Below are 19,080 nucleotides of genomic sequence, written 5' to 3' on the forward strand. Positions count from 1 at the left end.
CAATACCCTAGTTATAAATATCTTGGTTAATGCTGATAGAAATACTCGAAAAAGCCGCTAATTTGTTGAAATTGGAGCAATATCGTATGATAGAACATAATATTTTCTGCTTGAGATAGCAAAAGGAGACGAAGACGATGGCAGTAACCATCAAAGATGTCGCAAAACGTGCTAAAGTTGCTACTTCCACCGTATCCCGTGTCATTCAAGACAGCCCCAAAATCAGCGAAGCCACCAAGGCACGCGTTCGCAAAGAAATGAAGGCGCTTGGCTATGAACCCAACTATTCCGCTCAAAGCCTGGCTAACCGTGTCACACAGTCAATAGGCATTATTATGCCTGAATCGGACGTGGCGATCTTTCAGAATCCTTTCTTTCCGGAAAGCCTACGCGGGATCAGCGAATGGGTAAACGAGCACAACTATACACTGTCGATTGTCACAGGCAAAACGAGTGATGAATTGCTATCCCGCGTAAAGCTAATGACCCGGACCGGACGCGTTGACGGCTACATTGTCCTGTACTCCAAGCAAAAGGATAGCATCGTGGAGTATCTTCATAAAGAGAAAATTCCCTATACCGTTATCGGCAAGCCTCAGCAGTTTGTCAGTGAAACTACCCATGTAGACAACGATAACTACCAGGCTGCCAAAGATGTGGTCACTTATTTGACGGGGCTGAATCATGAGCGCATTGCTTATGTTGGCGGTGATCAGGAACACATCGTAAATCTTGAAAGACTCCGAGGCTACCAAGACGCACTACGAGAAGCCGGCTTGCCTCTACCGAAGGAATACGTGGTCAGGGAGCCCTTTAATCTGGAGGACATGCGCACGTTATTGCAGGCTACCCCGCCGCCTACTGCGATGATCGTTAGCGACGACCTTGTAGCCATGGCCGTACAGAAAATGCTTGCTCAGTTAGGCGTATCTATGCCAGAGCAGCTGTCCATGGTGAGCTTCAATAACTTGATGCTGGCTGAGCTGATGAATCCCCCACTTACTTCCGTGGATATTGATATCTTCAGCCTTGGTTATCAGGCTGCCAAAAGTCTGATCGAAAAAATTGAAGACCCGAAAGAATTGACCAAGCACATCATTGTTCCCCACCGAATTGTAGAGCGCAAATCAAGCCAGACACTATGAATCTCTAAGAAATGAACAAGAACTGATTTTGTGGATATTCATAAAATCAGTTTTTTTTTGCGTTGACAGGGCAAACGGTTGCACTATATACTGAACTCGCTCATATATTGGTTCCGTTAAAACAACGATCTCATTTTCCGAGAGGGGTACGCAATCATGGTTTACAACCGATTATTTGACGTAGATAGTTGGAAGCTGACAACACACACTCTACATAGCACACACATGCGATTACAGGAAAGCTTAACGTCCATAGGCAACGGTTATATGGGCATGCGCGGCAATTTTGAGGAAACTTATTCAGGGGATCATCATCAGGGGACGTATATCTCCGGTATATGGTTCCCTGACAAAACAAAGGTAGGCTGGTGGAAGAACGGCTATCCTGAATATTTCGGCAAGGTCATCAATGCCATGAATTTCATCGGCATCCGTCTGATTGTAAACCAAGATGAAGTGGACTTATTTACGGCACAGATCAGCGATTTTGTGCAGGAACTGGACATGAAGCAGGGAATCCTGCGGCGCGCTTGTACTGTGAACGACCAGGTTCGTATCACTACAGAGCGTTTTCTGAGCATTACTACACGTGAATTATGCCTGATTGATTATCAGGTCGAAAATATAAGCGATCAGCCTTTAAGCATTGAGCTTGTTCCTTATTTGGATGGCAATACGAAAAATGAGGACACAAACTATGACGAGGTATTTTGGCTGGAAGAAGCCCGTGAGGTTCAAGAGCAATTCATCAGCCTGTCTACAACGACGATAGATAATCCCTTCGGTATTCCGCGCTTTACCGTAAACGCTACCATGGGTATTGTAACCGAGGGACAAGATGAGCAGACGACGGAAGAGAGCTTTTTGTATGCTGCACGCCACTATCAATACAACGTCTCGCCAGGTGACCGTATCCAACTGCAAAAAATTGTAGCCGTCACCACTTCACGCGATATGGAAAAGGATGCATTGATTCCGCAAGCTGAACGCATCGCCGTGGAAGCTGTCAACAAAGGCTACACCTCTCTTAAGCAAGAGCATATCGACGCTTGGGCCAGACGCTGGGACAAGGCAGATGTTGAAATTGAGGGGGATACGGAGGCCCAACAGGGAATACGCTTTAACATTTTCCAGCTATTCTCTACGTACTACGGTGAAGATGCCCGTCTAAATATCGGACCGAAGGGCTTTACGGGTGAAAAATATGGCGGTGCCACCTATTGGGATACAGAAGCATATGCCGTACCTATGTACCTCGCGCTTGCCGACCCGGAGGTAACGCGAAATCTGCTGCTGTACCGTCACCAACAACTGGAGGGTGCCAAGCATAACGCAACCCAGCAAGGGCTTCGAGGGGCATTGTACCCTATGGTCACTTTTACAGGCGTGGAATGCCATAACGAATGGGAAATTACCTTCGAGGAAATTCATCGTAATGGTGCGATTGCCTATGCCATTTACAATTACACCAATTATACGGGGGACTTGACCTATCTGCATGACTACGGAATCGACGTACTGGTCGAAATTAGCCGTTTCTGGGCTGATCGGGTTCATTTCTCCAAGAGCCGTCAGCAGTATATGATCCACGGGGTTACCGGGCCAAACGAATACGAAAATAACGTTAATAACAACTGGTATACCAATACGCTGGCTGCGTGGGTTCTGAAATATACATTATCAGTCTTGCCTCAAATTTCGACTGAGAAATCGCAGCGCCTGGCAGTTACAGCTGATGAGCGTGCACATTGGCAAGATATCATCAACAACATGTATTATCCTTATGATGAAGAGCGGGGCGTCTTCGTACAGCACGATACCTTTATGGATAAGGATTTGCAGCCTGTATCCACTTTGCATCCTAGCAATCTGCCACTTAATCAGAAATGGTCTTGGGATAAAATCCTGCGTTCCTGCTTCATTAAGCAAGCGGATGTACTGCAAGGGCTCTATTTCTTTGGAGACCAGTTCACGCTGGAGGAAAAAGCACGCAATTTTGCATTTTACGAGCCAATGACCGTTCATGAATCCAGTCTGTCTCCTTCGATTCATGCCGTACTGGCCGCTGAACTCAAAATGGAGGATAAGGCAGTCGAAATGTATAAACGGACGGCCCGTCTGGATCTGGATAACTATAATAATGACACCGAAGACGGACTTCATATCACCTCCATGACAGGAAGCTGGCTGGCGATTGTACAGGGATTTGCCGGGATGAGAACCTATAATGAAACACTCAGCTTTTCCCCTTTTCTGCCGAAGGACTGGAACAAATATACGTTTAAAATCAACTATCGCGGCCGCTTGCTAAGTATTCTCGTACAGGAGGGTGAAGTAGTCATTACCCTGCTGGACGGAGAACCGCTCACGTTGGAGCTGTATGGACAGCCAACGCATATTACCAGTGGACAGTCGTTAATGGCGAGCAGTGCTTCATAAATGGACCAGACAGGGGGAAAGCAAATGAAAGCAGTTATTTTTGATCTGGACGGAGTCATTACAGATACCGCCGAATATCATTTTCAGGCATGGGGTAGCTTGGCGGCAGCGCTCAGCATCCCTTTTGATCGGGAATTTAATGAACAGTTAAAGGGAATCAGCCGTACGGAATCGCTCGACAAAATACTGGCGCGCGGTAACCTGTCCGATACGTTATCAGAAGAAGGCAAGCAAGACCTGGCGGTGCGAAAGAACACCGAGTATCAGCGGCTCATCTCGGCTTTAACTCCCGCAGATGTTCTACCGGGCATTCAAGCGCTTCTGAAGGAGCTTCGTGAAGCCCGAGTTGGCATCGCGCTGGCCTCTGCGAGCAAAAATGCAGCGTTTATACTGGATCGGCTGGAGCTGACGCACTATTTCGACAGTGTGGTGGATGTCACAGCCATTCGGAATGGAAAGCCTGACCCGGAAATTTTCCTCGCCGGAGCTGCGAATCTGGGCGTTCGACCTGCCGACTGTATCGGCATAGAAGACGCACAGGCAGGCATACAGGCGATCAAGGGTGCCGGGATGTTCGCGGTCGGTGTAGGAACACCTTCGCAAATGCAAGGTGCAGATATCGTGGTAGCCACTACAGCCGAGCTTTCCTTGAGCATGCTGGAGGAACATTTTTACGAGTTCAAAAAATGATCGCATTCTGATTAAGTTCATATAGCGTTATGTATGACTAGAGACGAACACCATTAGGTGTTCGTTTTTGCTTTTGCTGGGAAAAACGATCAATGAATATTTATCACTATTTTACACATATTACATGCATATCATGCTTTAAGCTTTTTGAAGGGGGAAACGTCAGTGGCAAGATCACTCGAGGCAAAATTAGATTATCTTGAAAAGACTCTGGGTCATCTTCCTGATGTCGTCTTCAAAAAAATGAATGTGGGTCAAACGGGAATTCATGTCATTATGATCTATCTCTCCGGTATTGCGGATACAAGTATGATTAACGAACAAATCGTCAAGCCGCTCATTTTAACTGGAGTCCGTGAAAGCCACTCCCAAGTTAATCCCGAGAAAATAAAGGAGGAGCTGATACAACAGACAGCATTTACGATCGATATGGAAGAAGAGACAGACCTTGAGACGTGTGTACACGAAGTGTTATCGGGGAATACCTGTCTGCTGATCGAAGGAACCAATGAAGTCTTTTTTGCTTCTACGGGCCAGTTTCCATCGCGAAGTGTCGATGAACCAAGCACCGAAACTTTGGTTAGAGGGCCGAGAGAAGGTTTTATTGAAGATTTGGAAAGCAACCTAGCAATGGTAAGGCGGCATATCAAAGATCTAAGTTTCAAAATAGATAAAATAACCATGGGAAGGAGATCTTCACGGAAGTTAGCGATCTTGTACATATCAGATATCGCAAATCCGGAGCTAGTTCAGGAAGTTAAACGAAGAGTCGAAACGATTGATGTGGATGATGCTCCCGATACCGGGATTATTGAGCAATGGATTGAGGAACATCCATGGTCTCCGTTTCCCCAGATTCAGGCCTCTGAACGCTCGGATAAAGCTATAAATGCTTTAATGTCCGGAAGAGTTGTCATTATGCTTGATGGCACTCCTTTTGTCCTGATTGCTCCCATGACCTTCTGGATGTTGGCTCAATCCCCAGAGGATTATTACGAGCGTTTTCCTTTAGGAACATTTTTCCGTATGCTTCGTTTAATGGCTCTGTTCATTGCAACATTCCTGCCTTCGCTGTACGTTGCACTTATTTCTTTCCATCCAGGATTAATCCCGCCTGAGCTGGTGATGTCTATCGTTGCCTCAAGGGAAGGGATTCCTTTTCCCGTTTTTGTGGAAGCTCTCATTATGGAGTTATCATTGGAAATACTGCGCGAGGCAAGTCTGCGGCTACCTAAAGGCATAGGACAAGTTATCGGTATTGTAGGCGGTCTTGTTATTGGACAAGCCGCTGTCGAGGCGGCGGTCGTAAGTGCCTTTCTGATTATTGTCGTTGGTCTTACTGCCATTGCGTCCTTTGCAAGCCCGCAGTACAGCGGCAGTATTGGAATCCGGCTTCTTCGTTTCCCCATTATGATGATTGCAGGAATTTATGGGCTGTATGGTGTAATTTTAGCCTTTATTTGTTTAGGCGTACACATGGTCCAGATCAAAAGCTTTGGAGTTCCTTATATGTCACCTCTAGCCCCAATTCGCTTAAGAGATCAACAAGATACTTTAGTTCGGGTTCCTTTTAAATATCTCAAAAAGCGTCCTATGATGCTAAAGACAAAGGATGAGACACATTCTAAATGGAAAGGGAAGTAAGCCTATGAGCTCCTATATCTTTCTACTTCGTCGAACCCTGTGGGTGCAAAAATGCATCGCCACATGGATCGCATGTGCCCTCCTCACCGGTTGTTGGGATAGCAGGGAGATCGATAAATTGAGTATCATACAGGGCGTCGCCATTGATATGGATCAGGATATGCTGGAACTAACCTACCAGCACTTAATATCGCAGAAATCCAAAAAAAGTATGTACAGAAACGTAACCACCTTTAACAAGGATTCCATTCAGTCTGCTTCCAGAGAACAGGCCAAGCAGGTATCCCATGCTCCTTTATATAGTTTTATTCGCTTGATTTTGATTAGTGACCAAGCTATACAAGAAAGAAGAATCGACCAATTGTTAGATACATTTACTCGCTCCTATAAACCGAGTCGAAAATCACTTGTTATGATCACAAAAGGCAGCGCGAAAGAAGCGTTTAATAAGATGGGCAAACATCAAGATATACCTACCATTGACCTTGAGGCTTTGGCCAAAAATAGCGATCTCAACTCCGAGATTCCCCATGAAATAACATTAGGGGAGATCTCTACACAAACTTCACAAGAAGCTGACTTCCTCATTCAATGCATAGAAACCAATGGAGGCAACCACTTCTCAGGCGCAGCTTTGGTCCGCGGCAAAACGAAGAAATTTGCTAATTGGATAGATGAAAAGGAAGTCACCGGGATCAACTGGATACTAGGGAAAACGAAGGATTCAGTTATTAAAACAGAGGACCCAGAGTCAAAACAATCCATGGTCTTTGAAGTTGAGGATGTCCATACAAAACTTATTCCCCACCTCAACGGGCAGGACCTCTCATTCACAGTTCGTATTAAAACAGATGTCAAACTAAACGAAAGCACGGATAATTCTGTAGATTTCCTGAAGGAATCATTCATTCGATCGGCTAAAGAAGCGGTGCAGGATGAAATCAAACAGATAGTATCCCAATCGCTAAACACACTTCAGAAAGAATTGAGAGCAGACGTAGTCGGTTTTGGCACAAAAGTAAAAGTAAACTATCCCGCTTACTGGGATCGAGTAAAGGAAAATTGGCAAGACACTTTCAGTCAAATACCGATTGATGTTAAGGCTAAAGTACAAATCGAGCGAACTGGTGCTTATTCAAAAGAAGAGGGTGAGTAAATGTCTAACATACCTTCCATGAAACAGGAAAAAATATCCACACCACAAGCCTTATTCACCGTCACTTCGACTGTATATGCTGTGGGTATTGTTAGTTTACCAAGAACCATTGCGGAGAAGACGCAAACACCCGACGTGTGGCAGGGACTTTTGCTGGCAACTCTGCTTGGGATCGGCGTCATTTTTATCCACGTTAAATTGTGCCATAGATTTCCAGGGAAGACGTTCTATGAGTTCAATCCTGTGATTGCAGGTAAATTCATCGGCTTTCTGATCAATATCGCATTTATTGTATTTTGCACGATGATCTGCTCTCTTGTATGTAGAATGATGGCGGAATTCCTCAAAGGTCTTGCACTGGAGAGAACCCCGATAAGCATGATTCTCTTGCCGTTTCTTCTGCTTATTGGGTATTTGACCTGGGGCGGTCTCCATGCAATGGTGCGATTGATCGAGCTTTTTTTCCCTTTAACCTTTATTGTTTTTTTATTGTTGATCATTCTTAATATCAACCATTTTAATCTTGATAATTTGCGCCCTGTTTTCCATAAAGGTTGGCGTCCAATCTTTGAATCACTTAAAGTTATACCTTTCTCTACAATGGGTTTTGAATCGATCCTTATATTAACTAATGTGATGACCCACCCACAAAAAGCATGGAAGGCTGGGTGGATTGGCTACTCGATTGCAATGGGTTTGTATATTTTAATGGTAACGATGGTCATTGGCTGTATGTCAGTAGAAGAAGTTTCCCGATTGCAGTGGCCCGTCGTTTCTTTTGCACAGCAAATTGAATTCCCCGGTGCGTTCCTGGAACGATTTGAAATATTATTTATTATTTTGTGGACGATCAAAATTTTCATGACCGCCTCAAATTATTATTTCTATATTGTTGCTGGGATCAGCCAACTCACCCAAAAGTGGAACAGGTATATCTGTTATCTCCCGTTAATTATATTATTTTGCCTGAGCATGTATCCCCAAAATTTTATTGAAATAGGCAATTTCGATAAAATAATAGGTTATTCAGGAATTGTCGTATGCGCGGCAATACCCTTGGTGCTTCTTATCATCTCTAAGGTCTTCCATCGAACAGAGAATGCGGATGGGAAACAGTAGAGGATACTTCCTCCTCGCTCTTGCCAATGACTCCCCCCTTATGCTATAGCGTAAGGGGATTTTCACTTTTCACCCTGCGGTTATTCTTCGGAATTTTCCAACTGCTCCCTCCACTCAATTTACATCTGTGAACTGATATAATGGAAGAGTTAAGCTATTATCAGATCAACTATTCTCTCTTAGGAGACTATTGCATATGAAACCAACCTATCTTATGGATGATATACAGTGGCGGCAGCTTATTCAGAACGTGGCTGACCATTTTAATGATGTGACGATCAAACGAGGTTTCCAGTATTTCAAACAGGGAAAGGTAAAAGAATTTGCAATGCCTGATGCTGACCATATTGCGGCTGTCGTGGATGGGAATGAGCTCTACGAAGTGGATCTCCACTTGAGTGCTTTTGCTGCTAGCAGATGTACATGCCCTGTTCGCACCAACTGCAAGCATATGATCGCCGTATTGCTGAATTACGCGAATGAACAGGAACGTTCCGTTCATGCATTAGTGAACGCTCATTCGGCGGGATTCACTCGGCTGGCTGCAAAAGCAGACACCCGTACCCCACCTACTTTCCGGTCGAACCTTTCGCTGGAGCACAAGGAAACAACACGAGATGCTCTCAGTAAAACAGCAAGCAACATACCGGACATGCCCGTTTCCGAATGGCATGATCTGTTTGATCAGTGTATCGCCCTTAATCATGTACACACCCAAAATTCTCAATATGTCCAAAGTGCTTTAGCTTCGATCTATGCCGTGAAGCCGCAGCTCTCATCTGGCATGCAGCAGCTATATGGATTGCATGCTCATCTGCGTGTGTTGGAAAAGCTGGTGCCTCAGACCCCCGTGACGGGTTACCCTACTCATACCTATATGGGTTACTACACACAAATTGCCGCAGATGAGCTTAAAGAAGCGATTGAGCGTGATTTTGAAAGTCCACTGGAGCTGACTGATGAACCGATGCATGAGGCCCGTATGGCAGAAACTTTAGCTTATTTGCGCCGAAAAATGCTGACAGAGTCGCGGAACGGTACTTATTTTTCAGACACGTATTATCAGTTTTGGCTATACTGGGTGCATCCTGCAAGGCAGGACTCCAACATATATACGGAGGAATTGCAGCATTTACATGCAGCTGAGGAGGAGCATAGTGCAACGTTGGCACGGCTTCCGTGGATGCTGGCTCAGAGCTGGATGTATGTTTACCAAGCGCAGGATCATAAAGCCTGGGAACTGCTACAGGAGGCGGAACGGGCTTTTCCACTAAAAATCTCCTCCAGCCAATTGCTGTTGTTCTTACATGCGTTGCGACAGGCCGAAGATTGGGGACGTCTCAAAGACGGACTGCGACATATCGGCCCCCTCCTTCACAGTCATCGGGATGATCATTTACAGGATTATATGCATGATTGGGAGCTGGTTTTGCAGCACCTTCCAGAAGCAGAGGAGGACATGTGGGACACGCTGAAGGGTATGCTTCCATTTGCGGGTGGAATGTACGAAGAGGCTCTACTTGCTCATGAAAAATGGCGGCAATGGATCGACTATCAGCTAAGCATACGCAGTGAACCTTTAAGTTTTCGGGTGAGCGTGCTGCAACCGATTGAAAAGAACGCGCCTGAGTTGTTGCTGCCCTTTTACCATCAAGCGGTAGAACGTTATGTGCTGGAAAAAAACAGATCTAGCTATAAAGCAGCGGTTAAGCTGTTAAAGCGATTGTTCAAGCTGTACAAGAAAATGAAGCAAGAAACACGCTGGGAGCTGTTCTTCACGACCTTTACCAGCCGTCACAGCCGCCTGCGGGCGCTGCAGGAGGAATTGCGGAAAGGGAAATTGTTATCATGAGCCAATATACCGAAACGATTACGGTGCATATTCAATTAACTACCTATGGGGACGCGCTGATCTATGGCGATTCCTCCATGAACTATAGCATTTCCGGTCAAATGTTGAAGCAGCGTTTGTTTGCTTGGCATGAGGCTTCATTTTATGGCACCGAGCTGGAGATTCAGCATGTTCAAGACACAGATATTATCGTGCTGCCCTCGGAGCAAGTAATTCCTTTTCTGGCAGAGCAGGAGCTTCTACAGCATATCGAATGGATCTGGGACGAGGGCAATGCCCCGTGGCTTCGGCTGATCCCTCTATTGGCTCACTGTATTGAAACGAAAGCCTATGTGCCCAACTTCACGTCGTTCCAAGCAGGGAAGCTGCAATGGAAGTGGGATGCAGAAGCATTGGAAAACATCCAACCAGCAGAGCTTGCTTTGCTGGACAGCCTGGATGAGAACGAGCGCGATGGGCTGGTAGCGGCGTTCTCGGCCGCTGTATTTCAGCGCTGGTACGGCACTGAAGCGGAAGCCGCTGATTTGCGAAGAGAATATCCGATTCTCTTCGCTCCCCAACGCCAGGTCGCGGCAGGCCTGGATGCCCAAGCCTGGCTGATCGCCATTGGATGGAAGGCAGATACCGCGCCATTTCGTCCGCTTCTGCAACTGCTGGAGCCAGAGCTGGAGGACGACGAGCCATCTTGGAAGCTCAAGCTTGTGTTGCAGGACAAGCAGGACCCGGCCTTGCTGGTACCTGTACAGCTCGCCGATGATGGATATGCATCCGGCTCATGGCCCGATGCGTGGACGGTGCATGTGCGTGAGCGCTCAGGCGGATGGCTGGAACGCTTGACCGCTATTTTGCCCGCAGGGCAGCGTGCCGGAAGCCGCGATGACATACTGAGTCGCCCGCTCTCCGACGAAGCAGCGTGGCAATTCCTGACGACCGACAGCCAACGTCTGCTGGAAAGTGGTTGGCAGGTGCTGCTGCCAGCTTGGTGGGAGGCAGCCACCCGCAAGAAGCCAAAGCTGCGGGCCAAGGTTCGCCCCGGCGAGGGAGCGGGAGAGCGCTCGAAGGGCAGCTCGCTGTTCGGACTGGACTCGATTGTCCAGTTCGATTGGCGTGTGGCCATCGGCGATGCCGATCTGAGCGAGTCGGAATTCGCCGAGCTCGTGGCTCGCAACGAGCGCTTGGTGCGCTTCCGCGGGCAATGGATCGCGCTCGACCCTGCGCTGCTGGCGCAAATCCGCCGCGCCATGGACGGAGTCGACAGCGCTCAGGGATTGTCCTTTCAGGACATTCTGCAGCTGCATCTGCTTGGCAACACCGACGAGCCTGAAGGCGATGCCTCAGGCGAGCAGCCGGAGGACCCGGCACGCTTCCGACTGGAAGTAGAGCTGAACGCTCATCTACTGAAGCTGATCAGCCAGCTCGGACGGCAATCGGAATGGCCCGCTCTGGACGTGCCGGATGGACTGCAAGCCGAGCTGCGGACATATCAGCGGGACGGATACGCATGGCTTGCCTTTTTACGGCGCTTTGGATTGGGCGCCTGTCTGGCCGATGATATGGGGCTCGGCAAAACGGTGCAATTTATTACTTATTTACTGCACCTACAGGAAATTGCCGCTGAGACGGGTGTACGCTCCAGTTCGTTGCTGATTTGCCCGACTTCGGTGCTGGGCAACTGGCAGAAAGAGCTCAGCCGCTTCGCTCCTTCATTAAGGGTCATGCTGCACTATGGAAGCAAGCGGGAGCAGGGAGACTTGTTCCGCGAAAAAGTCGAGCAGGCCGATGTCATCCTGACCTCCTTCGCTACGGCAACCCTGGATCAAGAGCTACTACAAAGCATGACCTGGGATTCGGTCTGTCTGGATGAAGCGCAAAACATTAAAAATGCGCAAACCAAGCAATCCACAGCTGTGCGCAGTTTCCCTGCACGTCATCGTATCGCGTTGACAGGAACACCTATTGAAAATCGGTTGTCCGAACTATGGTCCATTTATGATTTTATCAATCCAGGTTATCTGGGCAGCTCACGCGCCTTCAGCAATCGCTTTATGAATGCTATTGAGAAAGAACATAATGAGCAACGCACGATGGATTTGCAGAAGCTGGTTCAGCCCTTCATGCTGCGGCGCAAAAAGAAGGACCCTGCGATACAACTTGATTTGCCTGACAAGAACGAGATGAAAACATACATTCACCTTACCTCCGAGCAGGGTGCGCTCTATGATCAGATTGTTAAAGAACTGATGGAACGGATGCAGAAGCTGGAGGGGATCGAGCGCAAAGGAGCTATTTTGTCAGCTCTGACCCAGTTGAAGCAGCTTTGTGACCACCCTGCTCTTTTAACTAAGGAGGCGCTTCTGGATGCAGCAGCTTCTGGTTATAGTCAGCCCGATCTTGAGGCGATCATTAGCCGTTCATCCAAACTGGAGCGCATTCTGGCTATGGTCAAGGAGCTACGGGAAGAGGGCGAGCGCTGCCTTATTTTTACGCAGTATATTGGTATGGGTCAGATGCTCCAGCAGGTACTCGCTCAGGAGCTCCAAGAACCTGTGCTCTATCTAAACGGCAGTACATCCAAAACTGCGCGTGACCGAATGATTGATCAATTCCAATCGCATACGCTCTCTCCTGACGAGCAGCCGTCCGTGTTTATTTTATCGCTCAAAGCCGGGGGGGTGGGTCTCAACCTGACGGCTGCCAACCATGTCTTTCACTTTGATCGCTGGTGGAATCCGGCTGTTGAAAATCAGGCTACAGACCGAGCCTACCGGATGGGACAAACCAAGAATGTACAGGTTCACAAATTTATCTCGTTGGGTACGCTAGAGGAACGCATTGACGAGATGCTGGAGAGCAAGCAGCAGCTCAGCGACCAAATTATCACCAGCACCGAGGGCTGGATTACTGAGCTGTCTACAGACGCGTTAAAAGACCTCTTTACGCTACGCCGTGAGTGGGCATAATGATGTCCCAAATCGAACTATAATGTATATGGAGTACCAGTTTGAGTTCACTACATGCCTATTTTTAGGAAGCCGTAGTTTATAGCACGGTCCAAAGCTCCTTTGTGTGCATTTACTATCTCATCACAACAAAGGAGTTGATTTGAAGTGGCCATTCGTCCTCCACAAACGCTGAAATCTACGGGCAGAAAGGTTCCTGTTACGAGATATCGCAATGTGAGTCCAACACAAACCCTTCGTAGATTTACAGTTATCTGGGCTAACAATGATGGTGTACCTTTTAACACGTCTGGATTTTTTGCAACACTCCGGCGTTTAGATGGAACCTTTGTTCAAGCTGCAGGCTTCGACCGCTTTGGTACTGCCCGATTCAACAGAGTCCGCACACCTACGAACCAGCCTTATATTCTGCGTACTTTTAGAGATGATGGAGTATTATTCCGTGTTAGATCCGTACCTGCTGGCGTGTCCTCATTTGTCGTAATCGGTTAAGTTCGTACCGAACGCAGCCTAGACGTAGTTAACAAAAAGAGCAGTCAGGAACAGAGCGTATCTGTCCTGACTGCTTTTTTCAAACTACCTACCTACTCAGAATCTTCTTCTACTTGTACGTCTTTCGTAGCGGCTGTATTGTACACCGTTTTGAGCCAGTTCTCACTCGACCAGTTCAGCTTGCCTGCGCCCGCTCCATCCTTGGCCTGCAATTGAGCAACCAGGTTGGCAGGGTCTTCGGCTGTATAGCTGTATGGCAACGTTGTGAACCCATTCCAAGAGAAGCTCTTAGCCTTCGCTGGATAAGGAGCTACCGGGCTATTCGCAGCGTCACTGCCTCCTCTGAACACGGCACCGTTGTCCGAAAAGATAACATCCTCGGCTTTGATTTTACCTGTATAATCCGCTTTGTTAGGGTCTTTTTGATTATTACGCACTGGAGAAAACACATCTATTAAATACGATTTTTCTAGCAAAACCGCCCCGTTTTCTGTTGAAATCGCACCATTACCCACGACGTCAAAATGATATCCTTTGGCAGCAATCGCCTTGGCCATGTCGGACGTAATTCTTTTTTTGGCTCTGGCCAATCCAGCATCATCCATAACGATGTTATATGCATGAGCATTACCACCGCGCAAACGTGGCATACGGTCTTGAATATCCAGATAGTAATTATGATGCAGCGTCACTTCCAAATCCGCATTGTCGCCTGCCATTTCCGTGGCACCCACCAGATGCGCTTTCTTTTGTCCTGCTGCAATATCAATGATATCTTCTTTACTCATGCCCACTGCACTGCTTCTCAAATAAGCGTACATAGGATAGGAGGACTTATCTGCTTCCATGGCATTGACTTGTTGGGTTACCCAGCTGTTGGAGCTGCGGTCATCTCCTTTGAACAAGGACCAGGAAATCGTAACTCCGTTACTGCCCTTTTTCACATCTACCAGGCCATCATAGGCTTTGTTAAACGTACAATGGTCGATCCATACCTTAGAGCTTGCACCTTCGATGGTAATATAATCCCAGTCATTCTTGTCATAGTTTCCTTTGGTTGCTTCATCCCATTCCCACAGTTCATCAAATTCAAGGTTACGAAAAATCAAATTAGAGCTTCGTTTGATGACAAAACCGGCATGCTTGATTTTCGCACCATTGGCCGAGAAAATCGTAACTCCATTCATATTCTCGATATAGACTTTGCTCACCCCTGTCTTTTTCAGAACAGGATGTGTTTGTACAGGATTGTTGGCGCTAAATGGCATTGCCTTCGCAGCGCTAGGGATTTCATTCCAGCCAAGGTCCAGATCGTTCATAATTTCAATCACTTTAACCTTGCTGCCTTTTTTCAGTGCTTCGTTGAGATCTACAGCATTGTACACCTTTTTGTAATTAGCATCTGTATCGGTAATATTCCCACCACCTGTATTACCATACGAAAAGCCAGTCAAATTATAATTATTTTTGGAGGTTACACCGGGGTCCATCCCTGGAGTTGGTTGTTCTGTACCCGGTGTCGGCTTCACAGGTGGTGTACTTGCATTCCCTTCTGAAGAAGCACCCGATACAATCACATTGTCGAACTGGGCAACTGCTTTAGACGTTACCAGACCCATAGCTCCAGCAGTGAGACTAGTGTCTGTGGCGGACAACTCCAGCTGATCATTAACATACATTTTGATTTCCGAATCGGATAGCTCCAGCTTCACTCTGTACCATGTATTGGTGTCTAGTTTGTATTTTTTATTGGTAGCCAATGTCTTCATAGAGCCTTTAACCTTTTTACGAATCTCAAGGGCTCCGCCTTTCTTATTGTACAACGATGCTGCATAGAAATTGTTTGAATCTGTGTATCTACCTGCCACATATACTCGATTAGAGCCATTAAAATCATTTACATATACATCTGCTTGCACACTATAATTCGTCCATGAGGTATTGCCTTTAACGGAATGGCTTTCGCTTCGACTAGATTGTTGGTATGTAGAACCATTCCCGTCCTTGACCACAGACCAGTTCCCTGAACCTGCAGACCATCCTTGAGCTTCTCCTTGTTCAAAATCATCACTTACCTGTACATTCTCATCAGCCTGTGCATGGCCTAAAAGCGGTAGTGATAAAGACAGTGCCAACGTACTGCTTAACATTACACTTGCACATTTTTTTAACAAACTCGATTTCATATCACAATTCCCTTCTCAATTAGATTCATGAATACTAAAGCAAACGGTATATAACGTACTGATGGATGGAATCATATCCACACACCAATGAGGGCCCTAATCGCTATACTCCAATAATTATAGGCACTTAAATAAATATTAAAATATGTCTAATTACTTATCTTTTGTCTTAATTTTTCTATTAATTTTTCGTTTTTTTTCGCGAACACACCAAATGATGTTTCATAAAATCACAAAAAACGAGATTTTTTTATTTTTGAATAAGACATACGGTTGTCATATTGAGAATGGTACATATAAAGGAGTGAGTATCACCCATATCATGTAAAGGAGCGATTAGATGTCTAGCTACGAATATGCTTCCAAATCAGAGTTAAAAGAAGCCATTCATACCTCCTACTTACGGTTTGACAGTGAGTTCCAAGAGATCGACGAAAGCCACAAGGATACTCGAATCGACGAAGTCGATAAAACACCCGCAGAGATGATTGCCTACCAGCTCGGATGGCTTCATCTTGTCATGAGTTGGGACAGAGACGAACGGGAGGGAAAAACCGTCATCATGCCCGCCGCGAATTATAAGTGGAATAGACTAGGCGAACTATACCAATCATTCTACAAGACCTATTCCGACCACTCTCTATATGAATTACGAAATATGCTCAAGCTGGCTGAGCAAACGTGGCTGGATTGGGTGGACACACTCAGTCATGAAGAACTCTTCACCCAGGGCGTTCACAAGTGGACGGGCACCAATCCGAACTGGCCTATGGCGAGATGGATTCACATCAACTCTGTAGCACCGTTTAAAACATTCAGAGCCAAGATACGGAAATGGAAGAAATACAACGCGCAACAGTGATGAAAAAAAGTGTGCATTGTGCTACAATACTTTAGTTGTATCGGGATACATTTAGGGAAGGGTAAGTGAAACGCCATGCTTATTATTGGTATTGCCGGCGGTACAGGTTCCGGTAAATCGACGGTCGCACGCGCCGTCGTTGAGCGTCTGGGATCTAATAAAGTGACTTTCATATCTCAGGATAACTACTATAAAGACCATTCACATCTGAGTTATGACGAACGCGCTTTGGTCAACTATGATCATCCGTTTGCCTTTGACAACGACTTGCTGATTGAGCATCTCCAATGTCTAAAAAAAGGACAAGCAACTCAAGCGCCCGTGTATGACTTTACGGTTCATGCCCGCTCCACGGACGAGACGGTAGAGCTTTTGCCAAATCATATCGTTATGTTGGAAGGTCTGCACGTACTGTCAGACGAAAAACTCCGCAGCCTACTTGATATTAAGGTGTTTGTGGATACGGATCCTGATGTGCGCATTCTTCGTCGGGTTCTTCGCGATATTGAGGAACGCGGTCGCACCATCCATTCGATCCATGATCACTATTTGACGACGGTTAAGCCAATGCACGAGGCATTTATTGAGCCTTCCAAGAAATACGCCGACCTGATCCTTCCTGAGGGAGGACATAACGAGGTCGGTATTCAACTGCTGTCTATTTTGACTGAAAAATATTTGGCAGGAGATCGGACATGGGGTACTGTATAAAGTAATCCCGGTTGTTCAGGCTGTCGAGATTTTCTCGGCAGCCTTTTTTGTCTTTTATATGCCATTGGAACTAAATTATCTTTGGAATCACCGTGTCGTTTATGTTAGCATGTAAAGATTAAATGCATTCGTTTTTAGTTAAAGTTGGAAGCGTTATCAACTATGTCCGTCAGGTGATTAGGCCCTCGCCTTAATGGCGTCTTTTTTGAATAGATATAATTATGGAGAGTGCTGTCATGAATGAGCTATGCAACATTTTGATTGTAGATGATGAGATATTGGTACGGCAAGGGATCAAGCATCATTTGTCGTGGGAACAATACGGATTTCGAATTGTAGGTGAGGCCTCCAACGGGAAAGAGGCGCTGGAGCTGATTGAAGCCTTACGTCCTCATATTATCATTACGGATATCGTGATGCCGATCATGGACGGCGAGGAGCTGACACGCATAGTCAGACAGAACTATCCAGATATCGAGGTCATTGTGCTCAGCAGCTACGGCGAGTTTAATTACGTACGCTCCACCTTTCAGCAAGGTGTGGCTGACTATATTTTGAAGCCGAAGCTGGACACAGATGAGCTGCTTCAAGTGCTTCAGCGAACGGCCCGCAAAATCCCATCCATTCAGTATCAGGAAGATGCCGGGAATAATCGAATTACGATGGATCATGTGATCGAAAAATTGATCTCCGGCTATACCATAGATTATGACGCTGAACTGCTGAAGCAAGCATTTCCTTATCCCCGTTTTGCGCTCATAGGTATAGAACAGTCGGTACAGCAAGATAAGGGGCGCTCTACTACTACCTCTGCTTCGGACCTATTTTCCAAGCTTACAGATCGGTTAGCCTCTGCCTGTGAACATATGGTTCTGCGACAACTGCCATCTGATGTCTATACAGCTATTTTTTTAGCCAATTTGGAGCCACGGGAATTAGACGCCTGGATGGCTACGGTTAGGGAAGTTGCTCAAGAGACGAAGCAGGTCGAGCCACAGACAGGCTGGGCGGTCAGCCATCTATTTGATGATTTTAACCAGATTAGCAATGTCTATCAGGATGAGCTGCCCAAATTACTGAGTTACCGCTTTTATTTCCCAGAAACGGCGCTACTGATGGAAGATGAACTCCCTCAGCCTGTTCAGGTGAATAGTTCGTTTAACCTAAAACTGTTTACGGAAGAGATGAAGCGTGAGCATTTTGATACGGCTTTTCAGGATTTGAGGTCCTATGTAGCCGCCATGTCCGGTAACTATACCTCTACCGCTTTTGAATTCAAATCGCTGCTCGGAAATATCGTGTTCAACATTACAATTTTGCTCGGGAATCAGGGGTATGATATGAAGGAGCTGGATGCGGCGAAATATTCGTATTTCAAAACAATTAATGATGCTCCTCATGTACATGAAGCCGTGCGGTTGCTGGAGACTTTTTTGGAGGAAGCGAACCGACAGATCCTGGCCAAAACACAGCAAGGAAGTAGTGCAAGCATGAAAAAACTGCTGGAGTATATTGAGGAACATCATGCTGAAACACTCAATTTGACGACCCTTGGGCAATATTTTCATTTTAACCCCTCTTATTTGTCCAGTTATTTTACGGCACACCATACAGAGGGATTTAGCGAGTATCTGAACAAAATCCGGGTTGAGAAGGCTGCTGAATTACTGCGATCGGGGACGCTGCCTATTTCAGATATTAGTAGTACAGTAGGTTATTCGGACCCCAGCTATTTTACTAAAGTGTTCAAAAAAGTGAAGGGCTACTCACCCAGCCAGTACCGCCGGGAGCATCTCCATTAGAGAGCAAGCGCATATCTGCCAG

The 19,080-nt window shown here is 46.4% G+C and carries 13 protein-coding genes; 12 read left to right on the forward strand and 1 reads right to left on the reverse strand.

The window, feature by feature from the left end; all coding sequences use genetic code 11:
- Positions 1–137 precede the first annotated feature (137 nt).
- The 9 genes from BN1546_RS10050 (at position 138) to BN1546_RS10090 (ending at position 13,497) form a co-directional block, all read left to right on the forward strand.
- On the forward strand, positions 138–1,145 hold the full coding sequence (locus BN1546_RS10050; RefSeq protein ID WP_013368935.1) for a LacI family DNA-binding transcriptional regulator: 1,008 nt from the start codon (positions 138–140) through the stop codon (positions 1,143–1,145).
- A gap of 156 nt (positions 1,146–1,301) precedes the next feature.
- On the forward strand, positions 1,302–3,584 hold the full coding sequence (locus BN1546_RS10055) for a glycoside hydrolase family 65 protein (protein ID WP_090737355.1): 2,283 nt from the start codon (positions 1,302–1,304) through the stop codon (positions 3,582–3,584).
- A 24-nt stretch (positions 3,585–3,608) separates the two neighbouring features.
- Positions 3,609–4,274 (forward strand): beta-phosphoglucomutase, encoded by a 666-nt coding sequence (gene pgmB, locus BN1546_RS10060; protein WP_090737357.1) that lies wholly within the window; start codon positions 3,609–3,611, stop codon positions 4,272–4,274.
- 165 nt (positions 4,275–4,439) lie between these two features.
- Positions 4,440–5,918: a spore germination protein gene (locus tag BN1546_RS10065; protein ID WP_090737359.1), complete on the forward strand. Its 1,479-nt coding sequence runs from the start codon at positions 4,440–4,442 to the stop codon at positions 5,916–5,918.
- Between the two features lie 4 nt (positions 5,919–5,922).
- A complete protein-coding gene (locus BN1546_RS10070; RefSeq protein ID WP_090737360.1) occupies positions 5,923–7,074 on the forward strand; it encodes a Ger(x)C family spore germination protein in 1,152 nt (383 codons plus the stop codon).
- Positions 7,075–8,193 carry a GerAB/ArcD/ProY family transporter gene (locus tag BN1546_RS10075; protein WP_058831149.1) on the forward strand — a complete coding sequence of 373 codons (1,119 nt, stop codon included), beginning with the start codon at positions 7,075–7,077 and terminating at the stop codon, positions 8,191–8,193.
- Positions 8,194–8,389: 196 nt separating this feature from the next.
- Positions 8,390–10,045, forward strand: a complete 1,656-nt coding sequence (locus tag BN1546_RS10080) for an SWIM zinc finger family protein (RefSeq protein WP_090737362.1) — start codon at positions 8,390–8,392, stop codon at positions 10,043–10,045.
- On the forward strand, positions 10,042–13,005 hold the full coding sequence (locus tag BN1546_RS10085; protein WP_090737364.1) for a DEAD/DEAH box helicase: 2,964 nt from the start codon (positions 10,042–10,044) through the stop codon (positions 13,003–13,005). The genes BN1546_RS10080 and BN1546_RS10085 overlap by 4 nt, the downstream gene beginning before the upstream one ends.
- 147 nt (positions 13,006–13,152) lie before the next feature.
- Positions 13,153–13,497: a hypothetical protein gene (locus tag BN1546_RS10090; RefSeq protein ID WP_016820169.1), complete on the forward strand. Its 345-nt coding sequence runs from the start codon at positions 13,153–13,155 to the stop codon at positions 13,495–13,497.
- Positions 13,498–13,589: 92 nt separating this feature from the next.
- Here the strand turns inward: BN1546_RS10090 and BN1546_RS10095 are convergent, their stop codons facing one another.
- The gene (locus BN1546_RS10095) at positions 13,590–15,683 is read right to left on the reverse strand and encodes a pectate lyase family protein (protein WP_090737367.1); all 2,094 of its coding nucleotides are present in this window, start codon (positions 15,681–15,683) and stop codon (positions 13,590–13,592) included.
- Between the two features lie 340 nt (positions 15,684–16,023).
- On the opposite strand from BN1546_RS10095, the gene BN1546_RS10100 reads away from it, so the two are divergent.
- The 3 genes from BN1546_RS10100 to BN1546_RS10110 all read left to right on the forward strand — a co-directional run bounded on the left by BN1546_RS10100 (position 16,024) and on the right by BN1546_RS10110 (position 19,058).
- The gene (locus BN1546_RS10100) at positions 16,024–16,545 is read left to right on the forward strand and encodes a ClbS/DfsB family four-helix bundle protein (RefSeq protein ID WP_090737369.1); all 522 of its coding nucleotides are present in this window, start codon (positions 16,024–16,026) and stop codon (positions 16,543–16,545) included.
- A 75-nt stretch (positions 16,546–16,620) separates the two neighbouring features.
- Positions 16,621–17,256 (forward strand): uridine kinase, encoded by a 636-nt coding sequence (udk, locus tag BN1546_RS10105; protein WP_013368919.1) that lies wholly within the window; start codon positions 16,621–16,623, stop codon positions 17,254–17,256.
- Between the two features lie 236 nt (positions 17,257–17,492).
- Complete coding sequence (locus tag BN1546_RS10110; RefSeq protein WP_090737371.1) at positions 17,493–19,058, forward strand: response regulator transcription factor; 1,566 nt, start codon at positions 17,493–17,495, stop codon at positions 19,056–19,058.
- Positions 19,059–19,080 lie beyond the last annotated feature (22 nt).

It is taken from the genome of Paenibacillus sp. Mc5Re-14 (genome assembly GCF_001049835.1).
Lineage (GTDB): Bacteria > Bacillota > Bacilli > Paenibacillales > Paenibacillaceae > Paenibacillus > Paenibacillus polymyxa_C.